This window comes from Methylocaldum sp. GT1TLB (genome assembly GCF_051027445.1).
Classification (GTDB): domain Bacteria; phylum Pseudomonadota; class Gammaproteobacteria; order Methylococcales; family Methylococcaceae; genus Methylocaldum.
In genome coordinates this window covers 3,765,486-3,784,670 of record NZ_CP194898.1, presented here as the reverse complement: position 1 = coordinate 3,784,670, position 19,185 = coordinate 3,765,486, and the positions used below count along the sequence as shown (strand labels likewise).

At 58.2% G+C, this 19,185-nt stretch carries 15 protein-coding genes; 8 read left to right on the top strand and 7 right to left on the bottom strand.

Annotated features, from left to right (window positions below):
* Positions 1 to 15: 15 nt before the first annotated feature.
* Both ACR2R1_RS16630 and ACR2R1_RS16625 read right to left on the bottom strand, forming a co-directional pair.
* The gene (locus tag ACR2R1_RS16630; protein WP_347258327.1) at positions 16 to 1,722 is read right to left on the bottom strand and encodes a methanol/ethanol family PQQ-dependent dehydrogenase; all 1,707 of its coding nucleotides are present in this window, start codon (positions 1,720 to 1,722) and stop codon (positions 16 to 18) included.
* Positions 1,723 to 2,778: 1,056 nt separating this feature from the next.
* Positions 2,779 to 3,186 (bottom strand): hypothetical protein, encoded by a 408-nt coding sequence (locus tag ACR2R1_RS16625; RefSeq protein WP_434111005.1) that lies wholly within the window; start codon positions 3,184 to 3,186, stop codon positions 2,779 to 2,781.
* Between the two features lie 506 nt (positions 3,187 to 3,692).
* On the opposite strand from ACR2R1_RS16625, the gene ACR2R1_RS16620 reads away from it, so the two are divergent.
* A complete protein-coding gene (locus ACR2R1_RS16620) occupies positions 3,693 to 4,580 on the top strand; it encodes an alpha/beta hydrolase family protein (protein WP_168183857.1) in 888 nt (295 codons plus the stop codon).
* Positions 4,581 to 5,147: 567 nt separating this feature from the next.
* Here ACR2R1_RS16620 and ACR2R1_RS16615 read toward each other — a convergent pair.
* Positions 5,148 to 6,017 carry a YicC/YloC family endoribonuclease gene (locus ACR2R1_RS16615; RefSeq protein ID WP_434111003.1) on the bottom strand — a complete coding sequence of 290 codons (870 nt, stop codon included), beginning with the start codon at positions 6,015 to 6,017 and terminating at the stop codon, positions 5,148 to 5,150.
* A 163-nt stretch (positions 6,018 to 6,180) separates the two neighbouring features.
* Between ACR2R1_RS16615 and ACR2R1_RS16610 the strand changes: the two genes are divergently transcribed.
* The 3 genes from ACR2R1_RS16610 to ACR2R1_RS16600 all read left to right on the top strand — a co-directional run bounded on the left by ACR2R1_RS16610 (position 6,181) and on the right by ACR2R1_RS16600 (position 8,343).
* Positions 6,181 to 7,107, top strand: coding sequence for a serine/threonine protein kinase (locus ACR2R1_RS16610; protein WP_434111001.1), 927 nt, complete (start codon positions 6,181 to 6,183; stop codon positions 7,105 to 7,107).
* Positions 7,108 to 7,269: 162 nt separating this feature from the next.
* Entirely contained in the window at positions 7,270 to 7,710 is a 441-nt protein-coding gene (locus ACR2R1_RS16605; protein ID WP_077731904.1) for a sigma D regulator, read from the top strand.
* 78 nt (positions 7,711 to 7,788) lie between these two features.
* Complete coding sequence (locus ACR2R1_RS16600) at positions 7,789 to 8,343, top strand: NUDIX hydrolase (RefSeq protein ID WP_077731905.1); 555 nt, start codon at positions 7,789 to 7,791, stop codon at positions 8,341 to 8,343.
* A 374-nt stretch (positions 8,344 to 8,717) separates the two neighbouring features.
* Here ACR2R1_RS16600 and sucD read toward each other — a convergent pair whose 3' ends face one another.
* Positions 8,718 to 9,593, bottom strand: a complete 876-nt coding sequence (gene sucD / locus ACR2R1_RS16595; protein ID WP_077731906.1) for a succinate--CoA ligase subunit alpha — start codon at positions 9,591 to 9,593, stop codon at positions 8,718 to 8,720.
* Positions 9,590 to 10,750 carry an ADP-forming succinate--CoA ligase subunit beta gene (gene sucC / locus ACR2R1_RS16590; protein WP_077731907.1) on the bottom strand — a complete coding sequence of 387 codons (1,161 nt, stop codon included), beginning with the start codon at positions 10,748 to 10,750 and terminating at the stop codon, positions 9,590 to 9,592. The genes sucD and sucC overlap by 4 nt, the downstream gene beginning before the upstream one ends.
* A 248-nt stretch (positions 10,751 to 10,998) precedes the next feature.
* Between sucC and ACR2R1_RS16585 the strand changes: the two genes are divergently transcribed.
* Together ACR2R1_RS16585 and ACR2R1_RS16580 are read left to right on the top strand one after the other, a co-directional pair.
* The gene (locus ACR2R1_RS16585) at positions 10,999 to 12,618 is read left to right on the top strand and encodes a sensor histidine kinase (RefSeq protein WP_086134856.1); all 1,620 of its coding nucleotides are present in this window, start codon (positions 10,999 to 11,001) and stop codon (positions 12,616 to 12,618) included.
* Entirely contained in the window at positions 12,615 to 14,045 is a 1,431-nt protein-coding gene (locus ACR2R1_RS16580; protein WP_077731909.1) for a sigma-54-dependent transcriptional regulator, read from the top strand. The genes ACR2R1_RS16585 and ACR2R1_RS16580 overlap by 4 nt, the downstream gene beginning before the upstream one ends.
* Before the next feature lie 111 nt (positions 14,046 to 14,156).
* Here the strand turns inward: ACR2R1_RS16580 and ACR2R1_RS16575 are convergent, their stop codons facing one another.
* On the bottom strand, positions 14,157 to 14,561 hold the full coding sequence (locus ACR2R1_RS16575; protein ID WP_077731910.1) for a hypothetical protein: 405 nt from the start codon (positions 14,559 to 14,561) through the stop codon (positions 14,157 to 14,159).
* Positions 14,562 to 14,816: 255 nt separating this feature from the next.
* Complete coding sequence (gene msbA, locus ACR2R1_RS16570) at positions 14,817 to 16,619, bottom strand: lipid A export permease/ATP-binding protein MsbA (RefSeq protein WP_086134869.1); 1,803 nt, start codon at positions 16,617 to 16,619, stop codon at positions 14,817 to 14,819.
* Positions 16,620 to 16,718: 99 nt separating this feature from the next.
* Between msbA and ACR2R1_RS16565 the strand changes: the two genes are divergently transcribed.
* A complete protein-coding gene (locus ACR2R1_RS16565; protein ID WP_434110996.1) occupies positions 16,719 to 18,035 on the top strand; it encodes an O-antigen ligase family protein in 1,317 nt (438 codons plus the stop codon).
* On the top strand, positions 18,028 to 19,107 hold the full coding sequence (locus tag ACR2R1_RS16560; protein ID WP_434110994.1) for a glycosyltransferase family 4 protein: 1,080 nt from the start codon (positions 18,028 to 18,030) through the stop codon (positions 19,105 to 19,107). Before ACR2R1_RS16565 ends, ACR2R1_RS16560 begins: the two co-directional genes overlap by 8 nt.
* Positions 19,108 to 19,185: the final 78 nt, after the last annotated feature.

Below are 19,185 nucleotides of genomic sequence, written 5' to 3'. Positions count from 1 at the left end.
GAGAAGAACCCGGATCTACGGCAATGCGAAGACATACAGCATCCCACCCCGCGTCGTATACTCCGGTAAATCGGTCATCGCATTGATGAATCCCAACGCTCCGGTACCGTCACGAGAATCGAGCTCGCCGGCAACGATAGCCCCGGACCAACCGCCGACGCCGGACAGAGTCGCCACGTATTGCTTGCCGTCGGGCCCCCGGTAAGTCATTGGCTGGCCGATGATTCCGGAGCCGCACTTGAATTGCCACAATAACTCGCCGGTCCGGGCATTCACCGCCTTGAACCAGCCTTCCATGGTGCCGTAGAACGCCACGTCGCCCGCCGTCGCCAAGGCGCCGCTCCAGACCGGGAACTTCTCCCTGATCTTCCAGACCGCCTTGGCCGCAACGGGGTCCCAGGCGGTGAACTCGCCCCGGTGTCCGCCGGGACCCGCGTGCATCCGCACGTTGGCGCCGACATAGGGCGTGCCTGCGATATAGTTGGCTTCGACGCCCTCTTCGTCCATGCAGATATTCTGATGAGGAATGTAAAGCCAGCCGGTTTTCGGGGAATAGGCCGAGGGCTGCCAATCCTTCCCTCCTGGCGCTGCGGGACAAATATCGTGCACGACGGTGTTGAACCGGGGCCTTTTCTCATGCACTTCGATGGGGCGTCCGGTTTTCAAATCGACGCCCCTGGTCGTCGTGATATGCACGAAAGGCGTGGCCGACAGCACCTCGCCGGTGGTTCGGTCAAGGACGTACACGTAACCGTTCCGCTCGGGATGGACCAGAACTTTCCGGATCTGCCCGTTAATGGACAAGTCCAGCAGGACGTTTTCGTTAACGCCGTCGTAGTCGTACAGGTCGTGGGGACTCCACTGGTAAAACCAGCGCGCTTCGCCGGTGTCGGGATCGCGTGCGAAGACCCCAGCCGTCCACTTGTTGTCGCCTGGGCGCTGTTCCGGATTCCACGGCCCGGGATTGGCGGTACCGTGATAGATCAGATTCAAGGCAGGATCGTAGGAAATGAAGCCCCACACGGTGCCGCCGCCGATTTTCCAAGCCTCGGGCGGCCAGGTCGCAACGCCCAGATCCTCGCCACGGTCTTGGGGGTAAAACGGCTTGAACCTGGGGCCGATCAGCACGTCCTTGTCGGGGCCGGTGGAGTACGCTTTCCAGACCACGCGGCCGTTGCCGGCATCGAGCGCCGTAAGCCAGCCGCGCACGCCGAACTCGCCGCCGCTGTTGCCCACCAGCACTTTGTTCTTCACGATCAGCGGCGCCATCGTAATGGATTCGCCCAGATTGATATTGCCGATCCGTGCTTTCCAGATTTCATTTCCGGTCTTGGCATCGACCGCCACGGTCTGCCCGTCGAGCGTGTTGAAGAAAATTCGTCCCTTCGAGTACACCGCTCCTCGATTCACGACATCGCAGCAGGCCAACCCTTGAGCCGCGGACAGCGGCTTCGGCTCGTACTTCCATTTGAGAGGCGCGCCCGGACGGGTCAAATCCAGTGCGTAAAGAGTGTTCGGATAAGGGGTCACGATGTACATCGTGTTGTCGGCCACGATAGGCGCGGCTTCGTGGCCGCGTGACAGACCGGTCGAGAAGGTAAAGTTCAACCGCAGATCGTGGACGTTTTCGGCTTTGATCTGGTCGAGCGCGCTGAAACGGGTATTGGCGTAATCCTTGGCCGAAATAAGCCATTGCCCGTCTTCGTCGGACGCTTTTTGCAAAGCAGTGACCGGAGGCTCGGCTCTTTGGGTGTATGCCGCTCCGCCGAAAGGCAGAGACAACGGTAACGCGAAAAGAATTATCGGCAGGGGGAATCGGTAGGCGTACCGTTCATGAAAAGATGGTGAACATAGCCTCCGTGACGTTCGCATCAAGCCTCCTGCTGAGATAGCTTCTCCTTCTGCTCATGGGAGGTGGAGTCTTATCTTGAGACATACCTGATCGGCGAGCGTTCCAAAACTGAAACCTGGCTTACAAAAGCCAAGGCTTTCAGCTCGGCTCCGAACCGGAGCGGTTCAACCCGGCTCGTCTACGAAATGCCGCTTCGCTCTCTCCCTGTGCTCTCTTGACATCCAAGTCGGGAAAGCAACCCGCTTGGCGGGATATGATTCGCCGTAACCCGCTGCTGTCGTAAATCAACCGGATGATCCGCATCGGCGGAGCGCGGTCATTTTGCCCCTGTCGGGCGGCAATTGAGGGTTCAAGTCGGTTCATTTCCGTTGCTCCAACAGCGTTAAACGACACCACCGTAAATTCCGACAGCTTTCAATCGAATCTCCCACATCGATTCCATCTTGGCTTCGCATTCACTGTCTGTTTGATCGCGAAACAACCCGCCAGGTTTCCAAACGTCCCTTTACGGGGAAATCGCTCCTGCGGCATACCGGTACCGAACAGCGTCCAACATAAGAAGCCGAGGGTAAACCGCGCTACATAAACGCCTGGCCGATCGATTCGCCACGGTTCGTAATACTAAACCCTCAAGAATCTCCGCCCAATACCGCAATCACCCCAAGTTGACTACGGTTGCCAAAGCGGTTTGGACATCACTCGTCAGCGTCGTGAAACCGTTACGGAGCACCGAAACGAGAGGCCACCCGATAAGCTACTTTGGAATAGCGTTTAATGGATTCAAGCCTTTTTCGTAAGATGTAAGACCATCGGTGTCCTTAACTATTCCTATAAGCCGGAACAGCCGGAATCGGAAGCTGTAAAAACCCGGCTGAGATAATGCCCGGCCGGGTTATATCGCTATCCGTTCCGGATTGGTTGGTTATTTATTCTTGCCTTTGCCTCATGCCTCGCCCGCCCCTTCCCGCGCCGGCATCCTCGGTCAAACCCCGCAGCCCTTTTCTTTCTTCGCGCAATTCCCGGTACTGGTTTTGATATCGCTCACGCTCCTCCGGCATCATCAGCGGCTCACGCCTGCCTTCCATCTCGCCCGGACGCACACCCTCCCGCCCGACGCCCCTGTCCCGCGCACGTTCTTGAACCTCGCCTTGAAATTCTTGCTGAAAACTTTTTCGCTCCTGCCGAAGATCTTGATACCGCTCCCGATATTGCCCACCCGATGGTCTATCGAGCTTCCGTCCATTGCCGCCCCCTCTCTCCGCCCAGGCCTGGTTCACCGCTAACATGGAAAATCCGATCAACAGCGCCAAAATAGCGTTCTTATGTTTCGTCATTCGCTTCCCCTACTGATAATCCTAGAAACGGCGGTTGGACGCGGCCGAGTGTGCGGCTGGCGGGCCGGCTGGCAAGGCGCGACGCCGCCGTGGGGCCATCCCCCACAAGAAGGAGCAACGCCGCCAGGCGGCTCGCCCGCCGTGCAATCGGGTGCGTAGCGACTTCACCCGAGTGGTGAAATCGGTAGAAGGTAGGACGGTCAGAATTCATAGGGCTTTTCTACTCCATCTAAGCGGTCAACTGCCGTTTCTAGGATAATTGATCAATGACGGACATTCCGGATCGTCTTGTCGCTCGCTTCGATACGTTCGGCTACTATTGCTTGCGGCTCGCTTGCCCTAGCCCGCTCGCCAAGACCCAAGCCGACGTAGCGGCGGCAGAACCAGTTTAGCACTGCCCATCCGTGACGCTGATGACAATGAGGACGTGGCGGAAACATCGAAGCAAGGCGCACAGATCGCCTACCGTCCGAGAACAGAATCCCGGCCATGCCGTCTTGAGATGGATGTCGATCCTTTGTTTGGCGCTGGACCTGTACCGTCCGGCCGCGGCTCAAATTCCCGGCGTTGCCGAGGAATCGGCTGGCCAAATCGGCGGAGTTCCCGTCTCGGTCTGGACCTATCCTAGCGATGGCCTGAAGGTCAAAGGCTTGCTGTTCCTGCCCTGCGCCAAAGACAAACTGCCGCTGATTCTCTTCAACCATGACGGCGTTTCGGGCATTTCCGTGGAACACATGCGGGCCAGTGCGCGTCTGGCGCAGGCGGGGTATGCCGTGTTCACCCCGTCCTATCGAGGCGAGGACGGATCGGAAGGAGACATCGAAGTAGCCGCCGGCGAAGTGCGGGATGTGCTGAATGTTCTGCCGCTGCTGGCCCAAGTACCCGGCGTCGACGGCCGGAAAGTGGCCATGGTCGGGGTCTCGCACGGCGCTCTTATCAGCGTGCTGGCAGCCGCGCGGCAGTCTGAGGTCGATGCCGTGGTCACGGCCGACGGGGTGATGGACATCTACGCCTGGTGGCGCCATCTTCAACAAAACGGAATCTCGGGCCGCGACGAACTGACCCGGCGAATCTACGGCGACGGCCCGGAGGACAAACCGCTGGCTTTCTCGACCCGCCACGCCCTGGCTCAAATCCCGAACTTGAAGGCGCCGGTGCTGATCCTCCAGGGCGGCCGGGACGACATCGTACCCGCCCAGCAGGCGATTACATTCAAGGCGAAATTGGACAGAGCCCGGCATCCGGCCAAATTGAAAATTTATCCCCGCTGCCGGCATGGCTTTCTGGTTTACACACCTTACCTGAAGAACGGCGCGGCACCGGCTGAACGCATCGAGACCGAGAAGGCGTGGCAAGATCTCTTGGGATTTCTCGAAAAGCATCTCAAGTCTTGAAATCCTCTTCGGAATTGCCGAAATAGCTCCGTAAACTGGGTTGGTAAACTCAGCTGTCAGAGCAGTTTCCGTTCGTATGTAAGGATTGATTGTAAATGGCCTTATTCCATTCGGCATTCGAGTGAACATTAATCGTAGGGTGGGTTAGCGAAGCGTAACCCACCGATTCGGGATCGCTCGGTGGGCTACGGCCTCGCGGCCTAACCCACCTACAAAAATTAATGCTTTATTGAAAGCGATTTGGAATTAGTGTGGGAGCGGGCTTTAGCCCGCGATAATCGCTCAATCGCGGGCTAAAGCCCGCTCCCACAAGCCCTAAACCAACTTGAAGTACGCAAAAAATGCGGCTATTTATGGAGGAATTTTCGCCAAGTGAACGCCGGATTTCCCGACATCGGCTTGAGGTGTAGAAAAAAGAAACCCGGCCGAGGCCGGGCACTCAAGACTGCTTCTTGGTGATTCTTAGCGGAATCTTCCCCCAATTCCGTGCAGTCCCCTCCAGCTTAGCCGAAAATCGACTGTGTGCAAGACCTTCCCGCGTCCCCAATGCGGGAACATCCCGATACGTCATTCAATATTCTGCGTCTGTTCTCTCATTTGTTCGATCAGCACTTTCATCTCGACCGAGGACTTGGTCGTTTCAGCATCGGCGGATTTCGAGCCTAGCGTGTTGGCTTCGCGGTTCATTTCCTGAAGCAGGAAATCGAGACGGCGGCCCACCGGCTCTTTCTGGCGCAAGGCCCGCAGCACTTCATCGACATGGGCATCGAGCCTATCCAGTTCCTCGTCGACATCCAATTTCTGTGCGAGGTAGACCATTTCCTGCTCCAGCCGCTCGGAATCCGGATTGGCGCAGACTTCGGCCAGCCGTGCCATGATCTTCTGCCGAATGGATTGGAGTACTTCCGGCATACGCGCCCGCACCGACGATACGTGTTCCCGCAGTTTGACGCAGCGTTCTTTCAACAAAGCCGCCAATTGGCGCCCCTCGTTTTCCCGTACGACTATGGCTTGCTTCAGCACGTCGGTCAAAAGGTCGAGAATTTCGGCGGCAAGTTGTTCTCGGTCGGCCTCGGGCTCGTGCAAGGCGCCCGGCCATTTCAAGACGTCCAGGGCACTGAAGCCGGCCAAGGGCCTATCGCTCAGATCGTCCACCTCCCGGGCGGTCGCCAACAGCTTGGTGACCAACTCACGGTTCATGCGGATGTCGGCACCGCCTTCGACGCTTTTCTTATAGGACAAAATGCAATCCAAGCGCCCTCGGTTGATGAGCGCACCGACGCGGCTGCGGGCGGCAGGCTCCAAAAAGCGGAATGCATCCGGCAAACGCAGGGAAAGATCGAGGTAGCGGTGATTGACCGAGCGTACCTCCCAGGTGAAAAGCCAGTCCCGAATTTCTCGTTCGCCGCTGGCGAAAGCGGTCATGCTGCGGATCATGGAAAATCTTGCTTTATACTGAGTAAATTGAATCACGCATTTAAGTCTTCTGGCCTGTCCCGAATTTTGTCGGTTCGCCCTTTTTTCCGGAGGGAAGAGAACTGAAGTCGGTCCTGCGTAAAACCCTAATGCGAAAGAACGGAATATTAAGCTGAATCCTCCCATGCGGAAACTCTGGCCAGACTCTTCGGACAAGCCTCCGAAAGAGTTTTACTTTTTGAAGTCCGGAACGATCGTCGATCAATACATGATCGAGCGCCCTTTGGCCGGGGGCGGATTCAGTTCCGTCTACCTGGCGCGCCAACTGGCGGATCAGCACCAGGTAGCCATCAAAGAGTACCTGCCGCGCCGCCTGGCGCACCGCACGCCGGAAAATCACGTGATGCCGAACAGCGAAGAAACTCGCTCGATGTTCCTGCGCGGCCGGCGACTGTTTCTTGAAGAAGCCAAAGTTCTCACCAGGTTCAAACATCGCAACATCGTCGAGGTCTTGAACTTCTTTCAGGCCAACTCGACGGTCTACCTGGTAATGACCTTCGAATATGGAAAAATCCTGGGCGATTATCTGCTGAAAGAAAAGAAAAACGGTGTGAGCGATCAGTTCCTGCGCATGGTGTTTCCGGCGCTCCTCGATGGCCTCAGGACGATCCACCAAAACGGGCTGCTGCACCTCGACATCAAACCGCAGAACATTCTGATCCGTTCGGGCGGCGATCCTTTGCTGCTGGACTTCGGAGCCTCGCAGCCTTATCCGTACGAGGAAAACACGCGAATCGGCAAAGTCCTGACCAACGGCTTCTCTCCCATCGAACAATATCAGGACGACGGCGCCTTAGGCCCGTGGAGCGACATCTACGCCATAGGCGCAACCATGCGGATGTGCTTGGACGGCCTCCCGCCTCCCGCGGCTCCGATTCGCGCCGAACGCGATAGCCTCATCCCGGCGGTCAAAGCGTTCAAACGCCGCTATCCGCAAAATCTGCTGCAAGCCATCGATTTGGCCATGATCGTAGATCCCGCGCAACGTCCGCAGTCGATAGAAGAATTCTCGCGGCTCCTCTCCGCGGACAGCCGACCGGCCGAAAGTTGAACGGCCGGAGATCGACTCCGGGTCTCCATCGCTCCACCGTAAGATTCCCCCCCTTCTTGGCCGCGCCTAAAGGTATTTAACTTTGCGGCAAAGGATTGTTCCTCTGCGGAAGATGGCATAATGTATGCCCGCCTTTCTGGAAAAGAAAAATCAGGAACAGTCATGATGAGTGCGAGCATCAACGAACGCAGGCAAAACACGAATCACATGATCGAGGAGCTTCTGGAGGAGAGGCGGCAAGTTTGGTCGCTGTACTGCACAATTGCGGGAATGAAGCCCTTTACGGTCGAGCAGCCCCTTCGGACGAAAGTCCAGGAGTTCTGCCAATTGCTCATCGATTACATATCGCTGGGGCATTTCGGGATTTACCAACGCATCATCGACGGAACCGAACGAAGGCGGAAAGTACTTGAACTGGCGGAAAACATTTACCCTCGCATCGCCGAAACCACCGATGCGGCGGTGGAGTTCAACGACAAGTACGAAACGCTGATCGGAGACGGGCTCAAAACCCATCTCGAGGATGATTTGTCCAAGCTCGGCGAGGAATTGGCGATGCGCATCGAACTTGAGGATCAACTGATTTCGAGCATGATCGCCTGATCAATGCACCGCAACGGGCGGAAGCACTCGTGAACTGGTGGCGACAGTGCCGCCCAAGCCTGAGGCACCATACGGCCGATGAACTATTGCACACACTGCGGAACATCGCTTCGAACGGGCATTCCCGAAGGCGATGACCGTCCGCGCCACATCTGCGACTCCTGCGGGACCATCCATTATCAGAACCCCAAGCTGATCGCCGGATGCATTCCTGTGTGGCAGGACCGGATACTGCTGTGCAAGCGCGCCATCGAACCGCGTCTCGGCTATTGGACACTGCCCGCGGGCTTCATGGAACTCGGCGAAACCTTGCCGGACGCCGCCCGCCGCGAAGCTCGCGAGGAAGCGAATATCGAGGTGGAGCTCGACTCGGTGTACACCATTTTCAGCCTTCCCCATATTTCGCAGGTGTACGTGTTCTTTCGTGCCCACATGCTGGAAGAACGCTACTCGGCCGGCTCGGAAACCTTGGAAGCGCGCCTGTTCAGGGAGGACGAGATCCCCTGGACCGAAATCTCCTTCGAAACGGTTTATCGCTCGCTGCGTCTATTTTTCGCCGATCGCAAGCAAGGCAGCTATGCATTCAGGCTGGAGACCATCACGCCGGATCAGCGCAGAATGCGGGGAGGTTAGAGCGTTTTCCGGTTTGACGCCGCGCCCCAAGGTACGGTAGGTCGACATTCCTTTCCCAATCGCAAACGGTCGCTTTAGAGCGTTTTTCATGCCGGTGTACGGCTTCGTATCGGGCGGGAAGAACGTAGGTCGGCAATCCTTTGCCGACGAAGTCCTTTGCCGAGCCGATAAGTCGGCGAGGGATTGCCGACCTACGCATTTCCCGATCCTCACCGCTAAACGGCGGAGAAAAACGCTCTAACCTCCCCGTTCGTCAACTCAGCGGCGAACGTAGGCCGGGATGACGAAGGAATCCCGGCAACCCCGCGACAATGCCGGGTTTCGTTCCTCACCCCAGCCTACATGCTGGGCGCCCTGAAACCGGAGAAGCCTTTTCAGGGCTTCCCTAACAGTGCACTCATCCGTTGCCCCATATCCGTAGGCGTATCGACGACGTCCACGCCCGCAGCCCGCAGGGCCGCCACTTTGCTCGTTCCCGTCCCTTTGCCGCCGGTGATGATCGCACCGGCATGACCCATGCGTTTTCCGGGCGGCGCAGTGAGACCGGCGATGTAACCGACTACCGGCTTCGTGACATGCGCCTTGATGTATTCGGCCGCTTCTTCCTCGGCGCTGCCGCCGATTTCGCCGACCAGAATGATGCCCTTGGTCTGATCGTCATTCTGAAACAAAGCCAAAAGATCGATGAAATCCAAGCCCTTGATGGGATCTCCGCCGATCCCGACGCAGGTGCTCTGACCGAGTCCCGCTTTGGTGGTTTGATGCACGGCTTCGTAAGTCAGGGTCCCGGATCGGGACACGATGCCCACCGAACCCTTTCGATGAATGAAACCGGGCATGATGCCGATCTTGCACTCGCCCGGCGTAATCACGCCGGGGCAGTTGGGGCCGATCAATGCGGTGTCGTAATGGGCCAGGGCCGCTTTGACCCGGAGCATGTGCAGCACGGGAATGCCCTCGGTGATGCAGACGATCACTTTTATACCCCCGTCGGCCGCTTCCAGGATGGCATCCGCCGCGAACGGCGGGGGCACGTAAATCATGCTGGCCGTGGCGCCCGTTTCGCGTACCGCCTGCTTGACCGTGTCGAACACCGGCAAATTCAAATGGGTTTGCCCGCCACGCCCCGGCGTCACGCCGCCGACCAGCCGGGTGCCGTATTCCAGACACTGCTGAGAGTGGAAAGTGGCCTGCTTGCCGGTAAATCCCTGGCAAATGACCTTGGTGTTCTTGTCGACGAGTATGCTCATTGCGCAGCCTCCACAGCCTTTTTCGCCGCCTCGTCCAAATCCGACGCGGTTATCAGCGCCAAACCGGACTGCTCGAGCAAGCGCCGGCCCTCCTCGGCATTGGTTCCTTCGAGCCGAATGATCACCGGCACCTGAACGTGCACCTCTTTGACGGCCGAGATAATGCCTTCGGCGATCAGATTGCAGCGTACGATGCCGCCGAAAATATTCACCAAAACAGCTTTCACCTTCGCGTCGGACAAAATCAGTTTAAACGCCTCGGCGACTTTCTCCGCCGTGGTTCCGCCGCCCACATCCAGGAAATTGGCCGGCTCTCCCCCGTAAAGCTTGATGACGTCCAGCGTCGCCATCGCGAGTCCCGCCCCGTTCACCATACAACCGATATTCCCGTCCAACGTGACATAGCTAAGTCCATGCTGGCGGGCCGCAGACTCCTTGGGATCCTCTTGGGCCGGATCGCGGAGCTCAGCCAGATCGGTATGGGCGAACAAGGCGTTGTCGTCGATGTTGATCTTGGCGTCCAGCACCAGTAACGCACCGTCTTCCGTCACCACCAAGGGATTAATCTCGATTTGGCTCAAATCCTTGTCCAAAAACAGCCGATACATTCCGTTCATGATCTTGGTCAACGCGTTGACCTGGTCGCCCCGAAGCCCCAGGGCAAAGCCGATTTCCCGGCACTGGTAGGCCTGAAGTCCGGCGGCAGGATCGACCGTCAGACTCAGAATTTTCTCGGGGTGCTGCGCAGCCACCTCTTCGATATCCATTCCGCCGGCGCTGGACGCCAAAAACAGCACCCTGGCGCTGGATCTGTCCACCACCGCGCTCAGGTAAAGCTCCCGCGCAATCGGGCGGACTTCCTCGACCAGCACGGCATTCACGGGCAACCCGGCGCTGCCCGTCTGAGCGGTAACCAGACGCGACCCCAGCAATTGACCCGCCGAGGCCCCGACCGCATCGACGCTGCCGACCAGCTTGACGCCGCCCGCCTTGCCTCGCCCGCCGGCATGCACCTGGGCCTTCACCACCCACTGCCCGCCGCCCAAGGCGGTCGCAGCTTCGACCGCCTCTCGCTCCGAAAATGCCGGGGTGCCGCGGGGGACCGGCAAGCCGTAGGACGAAAACAAATGCTTCGCCTGATATTCATGTAGGTTCATTGGATACTCCGTTTAGCTCTCGCGCCGGGCATCAATCCTCAAATCGATGCTACTCTTAATGTCTACGGCTATTCTAATAGACCCGCTCCGAAACCGCACCGCAGCCATGTCGCAATGCCACGCACCGACCCCGAACTCGGGCGAGTCTCCGCTCCCCGTGAAACGAGGGAGCGCAAGGTACCTGCAAACGGTTTTGCGGTGAACGACCCGGCACGAGGCTCTACGGCGCTCAACAGCTGCTACGGACAATGGACTTCGACAACAAGCAAATATCGCCCTGTCCGTTCTCCAAACATTACCGCATTCCTGAAAACCAAGCCTGGCAGTCGCTAACGGTTTATCTTCTATACCGTCTGACGCTGGGTAGCGTTTTGGTGTTCCTGTTTTTTTTGGGTGCGCTGCCGTCGTCGCTGGGTAAACACGACCCCGTGCTTTATGCAGCAGCCAGCAGCATCTATCTAGGATCTATTTTTTTCTCGGCTATTCCTCTGCTCCTGCGCCGCCCCGCCTTCCCGCTTCAAGCACAGCTGCACGTGCTCGCCGATCTAGTCTTGATCCCCAGTATCATGCACGCTTCGGGAGGCGTGGAGACCGGCGTCGGCGTATTGCTGGCTTTGTCGGTGGCGGCTGGCGGCATCCTGACCGGCGGTCGCTGCGCTTTGCTGCTGGCGGCGCTGGCCAGCGTGGCAGTCCTGGGAGAAGAAGTTTACGCCGATCTCTCCGGAGCGTTCGAAGCGGCCTACACTTACGCCGGCATGCTCGGGGCCTCGTTCTTCGGCATCGCGATTCTCGCCCTGGTGCTGGCGAGACGCGCGGAGCAGAGCGAAGCGATCGCGGCGCAACGCGGCGTCGACCTGGCCAATCTTCAGCAGCTCAACGAATTCATCATCCGCCACCTGCAGTCGGGTATTCTCGTCATCGATGAGCAGCATCGTATTTGGATGATGAACGATTCGGCCGCTCGGCTTCTCGGCATCTCTTCGACCGCCCGGTCCTTGGAAACCGCCTGTCCGGAGTTGGCCGAGCTGTTTTGGGATTGGCTGGACGATCCGATCCCCGGCACGGTGGGTCTCGGTTCTCGGGCAGGACAACCCTTGCAAGTTCGCTTCACCCGCTTAGGGCCTACATGGCCTCCGATTTACATGGCATTCCTGGAAGACAATGCCCTGTACAATCAGCGGGTACAGCAAAGCAAGCTGGCTTCGCTCGGCCGCCTCACCGCCAGCATCGCTCACGAGATTCGCAACCCCTTGACCGCCATCAGCCATGCCGCTCAGCTTCTGGCCGAGTGCTCGTCGCTGCAATCTCAAGACCGGCGCCTGATACAGATCGTTCTCGACCATACCGCACGGGTTAACATCGTCATCGAGAATGTGCTTCAAATCTCGCGACGAGGCCAATCGAAGCGAGAAATACTTCCCTTGGCGTCTAGTTTGAAAAAGTTTCTGCGCGACTACCGAATGGCGCAGGGAATACATGAAAAAGCCTTTCAACTCGATATCAAGATCGGCGATGCGCTGGTCACGGTCGACCCCAGCCATCTCAAACAGATTCTTGAAAATCTTTTTTCGAACGCGCTGAAATACGGCGAGCCGCAACGCGGGGCCATCCGGGTGCGCGTAAGGCGCCAACGGGGCGAACCATGCGTCGAAATCATCGATCATGCAGCGCCCATCGATAGTCAGACCGTTCAGCAAATGTTCGAGCCATTCTTCACCACCTCCGCCAGCGGCACCGGACTCGGGCTTTATATCGCGCGCGAGCTGGCGGAACTCAACCAGGCTAAACTGGAATATGAACCTGTCGCCGGCGGCGGTTGCTTCCGGCTCCGTTTGGCCGACGCAGAAAAAACCACAATCGAATTATGAACAGACCGTCCGCCCTGGTCGTCGATGACGAGCCCGCCATCCGCGAATTGCTGGAGATCACGCTCGAGCGCATGGATATCGACGTGCAATCGGCCGGCGCATTGCGGCAGGCCCGAGAACTCCTGCAGAACCGGCATTTCGATCTTTGCCTGACCGACATGCGTCTGCCCGACGGCGACGGCTTGGACCTGGTGGAATACATCCAGCTCAACCTTCCGGCACTGCCGGTGGCGGTCATCACCGCGCATGGCAATATGGAGTCGGCCATTCGCGCCTTGAAGAACGGCGCCTTCGACTTCGTCTCCAAGCCGCTGGATCTGCACATTCTTAGGAACCTCGTGAACACGGCGCTCAAGCTCGGTCAGCAAGAAGGCAGGGACCGCCGCTCCCGCCATATATTGCTCGGCGATTCGCAAGCGATGCGCGAAATCCGCTCCAAAATCACCAAGCTGGCACGCAATCAGGCGCCTATATTCATCAGCGGCGAATCGGGGACGGGTAAGGAATTGGTTGCGAGACTGATCCATGCCATGAGTCCGCGGTCCGAAAAGCCGTTCGTCGCGGTGAACTGCGGTGCGATACCGCACGACCTGATGGAAAGCGAATTTTTCGGCCACAGAAAAGGCAGCTTTACAGGAGCGGTCGGGGACAAGCAGGGCTTATTTCAAGCGGCTCACGGCGGCACGCTGTTTCTGGACGAAGTCGCCGACCTGCCGCTGTCGTTGCAGGTCAAATTGCTGCGCGCGATTCAGGAAAAATCGATTCGACCGCTGGGCGAACCTCGGGAAATTCCGGTAGACGTACGTATCGTCAGCGCAACTCACAAGAATCTCGCGGAGATGGTCCGAAACGGCGATTTCCGGCAGGATCTTTTTTACCGCATCAACGTGATCGAGATGCATGTTCCGCCCTTGCGCGAGCGCCGCAGCGATATTCCGGCCTTGATCGACCACATACTCGCAAAACTCACCTCCCCCGGAGATACCAAGGCCGAACTGAGCGCCGAAGCCTTGACCGCACTTATGAGCTATCCGTTTCCGGGCAACGTACGGGAGCTCGAAAATATTCTGGAACGGGCCGTCGCACTCTGCGACGGGCATCGCATTCTGGTCGAGGACTTGAACCTTCCGGAAGGGTCATCCGGGCGCTCCCCGGATGATCGTTTGCGATTGGAAGGGTCATCCTGGCGCTCCCTGGATGACCGTTTGCGATTGGAGATGATCGAAACGGCTTTTCCGACTGCGTCGGAGGAGAACCCCGTGAGGGAACACGGTCTGTCGCTGGAAAGCTATATGGACGAGATCGAAAAGCAGGCGATCATCAAGGCTCTCGAAAAAAACCGTTGGAACCGGACCGCGGCGGCGAAGCAGTTGGGCATCACGTTCCGCGCACTGCGCTATAAGTTGAAAAAGCTGGGACTGGACTGAGCAAATGCGGAAAACCGGTGAGGATGGACGGCCGAGATACACAACGGAGGCGAGTCAGCCGTCGCCCTGAACTAAAAAAATCTAAAGGGCTTACTCCATCGCCCAACGCCGTCAAGCCCGATATTTATCCAGAGTCTTGAGCTTATCCAGAGCGTCCTTGATCTTCCCGGCAACCGCGTCGTTCAGCTCCGTAGGCTTATAGACTCGATCCAGCAATCCTTCCGCGACCAGGGCTTCTTTGACCCATTTCTTGGCGAAACGATAATTTGTCGGCACTGGAGAGACTTCGCCCGTAGCCGGATTGCGCAACTGTCCGCCGCGCTCGGTTTGCGCGGCCTCTTCCTCGGCGGGCGCGGCCGTTTCGGCGACAGCAGGCGCGCCGGCGGCTTCCTCGGCTTTCGTTTCGGGCGCCGCTACCGGGGTTGGCGTGCTATCCGCGCGAGACACGGTCTTGAATACCTCGTAGATCACAAATACGACGAAGATCACCGTCAGACCGACCAGCAATTGCATCATGATCTTTCTCCTCCTCTTCTTGTAGTTTCTATCGACTCGCCAGCCGCCGCCTGAAGTTCCGAGCGTCACCGCGGTTGCGTGCGAGCCGACACACCATAGGCCGAAACGAATAAAACCGCAATATCTCTCTTGACTTTAGTCAACAATTTGCGCAAGAAATCCCCGAAACTCGCATTTTTTGTAAACGCCGATTTTGCCGCTAGCCGGTTCGTCCCGAACTTCTCGAAGGGCCTCGAGGGCTTGCCGGGACAGCTTCTAAGGCATCGCGTGAACGTGGGGGACAGGCCTGAGCGCCTTGTGCTCGAACTGCAAGCGATGAAGCTCCGCGTAATAGGATTGTCCGCGCAGCAATTGCTCGTGAGTGCCGCTTTCGATGATACGACCGTCCCGCATGACATAGATCCGGTCCGCATTCTGGATGGTGGACAGACGATGAGCGATGACCAAGGTGGTCCGGCCTTTCATCAATACCTCCAGCGCCTCCTGGACGTGCCGCTCGGACTCCGCATCCAGCGCGGAAGTCGCTTCATCGAGTATCAGGATGGGAGCATTCTTGAGGACGGCGCGCGCGATGGCGATACGCTGCCGTTGTCCGCCCGAGAGCACGATACCTTGCTGGCCGACGACGGTGTCGAAGCCTTGCGGCAGGTTTTCTATGAATTCCAGCGCATGGGCGGTCCTCGCCGCCTGCCGAATCTCCTCGAAACTCACCGACTCCCGGCAACCGTAAGCGATATTGCTGGCAACGCTGTCGTTGAACAAGGTAACTTCCTGCCCCACGTAAGCAATATGCCGGCGCAGACTCTCCAGGGTGAACTCCCGTATGTCCCGCCCGTCGAGGCGGATTTCGCCTTGAGTGGGCTCGTAAAGGCGAGGCAGCAAGCGTATCAGCGAGGTTTTGCCGCTGCCCGACTGTCCGACCAACGCAATGGTTTCGCCCGGCTTTACCGTCAACTCGATATTCTTCAGCGCGTAATCTCCGTCATCGTGATACGCAAGACCGACTTTCCGGAATTCGATATGTCCCTTTACCGCGTCGAGTTCTCGCGTACCGGTATCGTGTTCGCGCTCCTTGTCCAATAGCTCGAAGATGCTGTCCCCGGCGGCGATCCCCTTCTGCATGATGTTGAGGACCTGGGTGGCACGCTTGATCGGGCTCAGCATCATGGCCATCGCCGCAATGAAGGCAATCAGACTGCCGGGCGTGATGGTGTGGCGCACCGAGTCCAGGGAGACCACGTACAAAATCGCCGCGAACCCGCTGACATAGATGAGCTGTATGAGCGAGCCGCTAACCGCGTCGGTGACGATCAGCTTCATTTGCCGCCGCTGGTTGCGTTCGTTTTCCTTGGCGAACTTTTCGGTTTCGTAGCCTTTCCCGTTGAACACCTTGACGATGCGCTGCGCATCGATCACTTCCTGCGCCACGTGGCCGACATTGCCCATGGACTCCTGAATACGCATGCTGATCTTGCGAAAACGCTTGCTGACCAGGCGAATGCTGATGCCGAGCACCGGGCCGACCACCATGAAGACCAGGGACAACAAGGCATTTTCGTAAACCATCAACAAAGTGAGACCGACGATGGTCAATCCGTCCTTGAACACCGCGACCACGCCCTTGGTCAAGGAATTCGCCACCTGCTCGGTGTTGTACAGCAGTTTGGCGAGCAACTGCCCCGACGAGGCGTGATCGTAATAGGCACAGGGAAGATTCAATAGCTGATCGAACAAATCCCGGCGGAGATCGGCGATCACCCGCCGTCCGACCCATCCGGAACAGTAATCCCCGGCGAACCCGGCGATACCACGGGCGATCGACAAACCCAGCAATATGAAAGGCGCTTGACGCAGAATCTCGGGGTCATTCTCGATGAAACTGCCGTCGATGAGCGGCTGAATCAGCTTGGCGAAAGCGGGTCCCAGCGAGGCATAGGCAATCATGGCCACTATTGAAGCCAGGAACATCTTCCAGTAGGGCAAAGCGTATTTGAGCAGCCGCCGATAGATGATCATTCCATCGGTGAGTGGCTTTCGGTCGGAGTGTTTTTCGCTCATGAGGTCGTGCAGGCTTAATAAAAGGCCGTCCTGATTTCTCAAGCGGCCTGTTCGACTTTGCTAAAATCGTGGTTTTTTCACACGGATAGAAATCATCCAATGGTCGCTGGAGTCATCGCTCCCCCGGTCCAGTATGCCAATTATACCGGCGTCACGGCTGCCTTGGCTTTCGCCTTTTTTGCCTGGCTGAGTCCGGCCGGCACCAATATCGCGTTAGCCGCGTTTTCGCTGGCATTTCTGTTGAATCCGTCGGCATGGCCGGTGTTTCGCCGCGATCCGATGTTCGGGCTGTTTGCCGCTTTCGCGATTTATGTGGCCATCGGGGCTTATTTCGCGATCGACGAATTTCCCGAAACGCGCAAACTTCAGATCCGAGACGCCTCGAATTGGCTCAAATTGTTCGCCTTTCTGCCGTTTGCCTGGTGGCTGCGCGGCGACCTGCGGCGCATCCACTGGACGCTGATCCTGGCCACCGGGGGGCTCCTGATCGGCATGCTTTGGAAAGCCGATTGGTCGAACTTGTATCACATGACCGTCGCCGAAAGAACCGGATTCAAACTCCGAATCATCTTCAGCGGCCTGGTATCGGCATCGGCAATTCTGGGACTCTTGATCTATACCCCGCGAATCTGGAGCACCCGCACGAGTCCCCTGAATGACCTATTTCGCCTCGCCTGTTGGCTGGCCGCCCTATATCTGTCCAGTTTCATGCTGATTTCTTCCAAATCCCGCGGCGCCTGGCTTGCCGCACTCATAGCCGTTCCCAGCGCATTGGGTATCCATTATTTTTGGAAGACAAAAAGAACCGACCTTCAGCTCGGAAAGTCGGTTCCTTTCATGCTCCTCGCGCTGGGCGTGGTTGTGGGTCTGTTTGCCCTGAACCACGGCGAGATCCGGACCCGGATCGATCAGGAAAACGCGGTCGTTTCGTCGATTTTGCAGGGAGAAAACCAGCACTTGCCGCGCACGTCGATCGGCTATCGCCACGATATTCAGAAATTCGGATTGCAAAAATATTTGGATCGGCCCTGGTTCGGCTGGGGCCCCGGCTCTACCGAGCATCTCGTCGAAATCAGCGGTCAACCCGAACTGATCCATCCGCAGGCGAAAGGGGCGGCTTGGATGGACCACTTTCACAACACTTACCTGGAGATCCTGGTCCGCTTCGGCCTTCTGGGCGCACTGGTCTTGGCCGCAACGGTTCTTCTGGTGATAAAAAACGTATGGCACAGCTATAAGACCGGGATTCTGCCGAAAGACCATTTCGCATTTCTGGCCGGGAGTTTCATTCTCTTGGCGGTCTGGAGCCTGTTCGACTTCCGGGTTCTGCACGGCGACTGCCGGGCTTACTGGATCTTGCTGGCCGGGATCGCCTATAGCTTTGCCTGGCATCCCGATGCGGCCCGCCATGACTAGGCCACCCGTCGTTTATCTGGGCCGAAGCCGCCTGCAACGAAATCGCGCCAATCTGATTCAGACCTTGCAGATGATGGAGGCATTCCGCCAAGCGGGCGTCGACGCTACGCTGTATTTGCCGCCGTGGCCGGGTTCGCTGGACCTGGAAAGCCGGCTGCGCGATTTCGGCATCGAATCGTCCTTGGACATCCGTTCCAGCTGGCTGCTGAATCGGCGCTGGAACGCCCGCCCGTTCGTTCGGCTTTATGGCAGGCGACTTCGGAAGGCTCTTGGCGTTTACACCCGCTCCGTGCAAATCAGCGCCACATTGGCCGCTGCCGGAATACCGCATCAACTGGAAATCCACGAGGCGGAGCGCGAACTGATCGGCAAAGGGTATTTGGCCGGCATCGTGAAGCATCATCGGCAGGGACTCATCGGATGGCTCGTCCCCATCAGCCATGCCGCGGCAGACGTATTGATCCGGGCCGGGGCCGTCGCGGAGCGCGTGCTGGTCAGTCCGAGCGGGACCAAACTTTCCGCATTCGACCGGATTCCGGCCTTCGATCCCGACCGTCTCTCCGCCCCTCGCATCGTGTACCTCGGGCGCCTCAGCCGCGACCGAGGCCTCGACGTCTTCCAGGAAATCGCTGCAACGGAAATCGCCGACGTCACCTTGGTGGGCGAACAGGAAGATACGGTCCAAGCCTCGGGCAAGCTGCACGTCGTGCCTTTCGTGCCGCACCGGGACGTGCCGACCTGGTGGGAGCGCTCCGATTTGGTCCTGCTGCCCTACCAGCGAAGCCTTCCCCATGCCGATTCGATCAGCCCCATCAAGCTGTTCGAGGCGATGGCGGCGGGACGTCCGATCATCGTGAGCGATCTGCCCGCGATTCGGGAAATCGTCGACCACGAGAAAACCGCTTTGCTGGTCGAGCCGGCGGACACCGGAGGATGGATCGCGGCGATCAGGCGGCTGCAAAACGATCCGCAACTCGCCTGCCGTCTCGCGCAAGCGGCGAAGCAAAAGGCCCGAGAGTACAGCTGGGAGAAGCGCGCCGAGCGGATTGCCAAAGCGTGTGGCTGGATCTGACGACTTGACTGGCGCGTTTTCACTGCAGACGAAGGCGTCGGCAAAGGATTGCCGACCTACGCCAAATCGGAAAATCCT

What these genes read in the sequence shown, in the direction of transcription:
- ACR2R1_RS16615 (WP_434111003.1), bottom strand. Translation starts at nt 6,017, where the DNA reads ATGATCCGCAGCATGACCGCTTTCGCCAGCGGCGAACGAGAAATTCGG.
- ACR2R1_RS16580 (WP_077731909.1), top strand. Translation starts at nt 12,615, where the DNA reads ATGAACAGACCGTCCGCCCTGGTCGTCGATGACGAGCCCGCCATCCGC.
- ACR2R1_RS16605 (WP_077731904.1), top strand. Translation starts at nt 7,270, where the DNA reads ATGATGAGTGCGAGCATCAACGAACGCAGGCAAAACACGAATCACATG.
- sucC (WP_077731907.1), bottom strand. Translation starts at nt 10,750, where the DNA reads ATGAACCTACATGAATATCAGGCGAAGCATTTGTTTTCGTCCTACGGC.
- ACR2R1_RS16585 (WP_086134856.1), top strand. Translation starts at nt 10,999, where the DNA reads ATGGACTTCGACAACAAGCAAATATCGCCCTGTCCGTTCTCCAAACAT.
- ACR2R1_RS16620 (WP_168183857.1), top strand. Translation starts at nt 3,693, where the DNA reads ATGTCGATCCTTTGTTTGGCGCTGGACCTGTACCGTCCGGCCGCGGCT.
- ACR2R1_RS16565 (WP_434110996.1), top strand. Translation starts at nt 16,719, where the DNA reads ATGGTCGCTGGAGTCATCGCTCCCCCGGTCCAGTATGCCAATTATACC.
- sucD (WP_077731906.1), bottom strand. Translation starts at nt 9,593, where the DNA reads ATGAGCATACTCGTCGACAAGAACACCAAGGTCATTTGCCAGGGATTT.
- ACR2R1_RS16625 (WP_434111005.1), bottom strand. Translation starts at nt 3,186, where the DNA reads ATGACGAAACATAAGAACGCTATTTTGGCGCTGTTGATCGGATTTTCC.
- ACR2R1_RS16560 (WP_434110994.1), top strand. Translation starts at nt 18,028, where the DNA reads ATGACTAGGCCACCCGTCGTTTATCTGGGCCGAAGCCGCCTGCAACGA.
- ACR2R1_RS16600 (WP_077731905.1), top strand. Translation starts at nt 7,789, where the DNA reads ATGAACTATTGCACACACTGCGGAACATCGCTTCGAACGGGCATTCCC.
- ACR2R1_RS16610 (WP_434111001.1), top strand. Translation starts at nt 6,181, where the DNA reads ATGCGGAAACTCTGGCCAGACTCTTCGGACAAGCCTCCGAAAGAGTTT.
- msbA (WP_086134869.1), bottom strand. Translation starts at nt 16,619, where the DNA reads ATGAGCGAAAAACACTCCGACCGAAAGCCACTCACCGATGGAATGATC.
- ACR2R1_RS16575 (WP_077731910.1), bottom strand. Translation starts at nt 14,561, where the DNA reads ATGATGCAATTGCTGGTCGGTCTGACGGTGATCTTCGTCGTATTTGTG.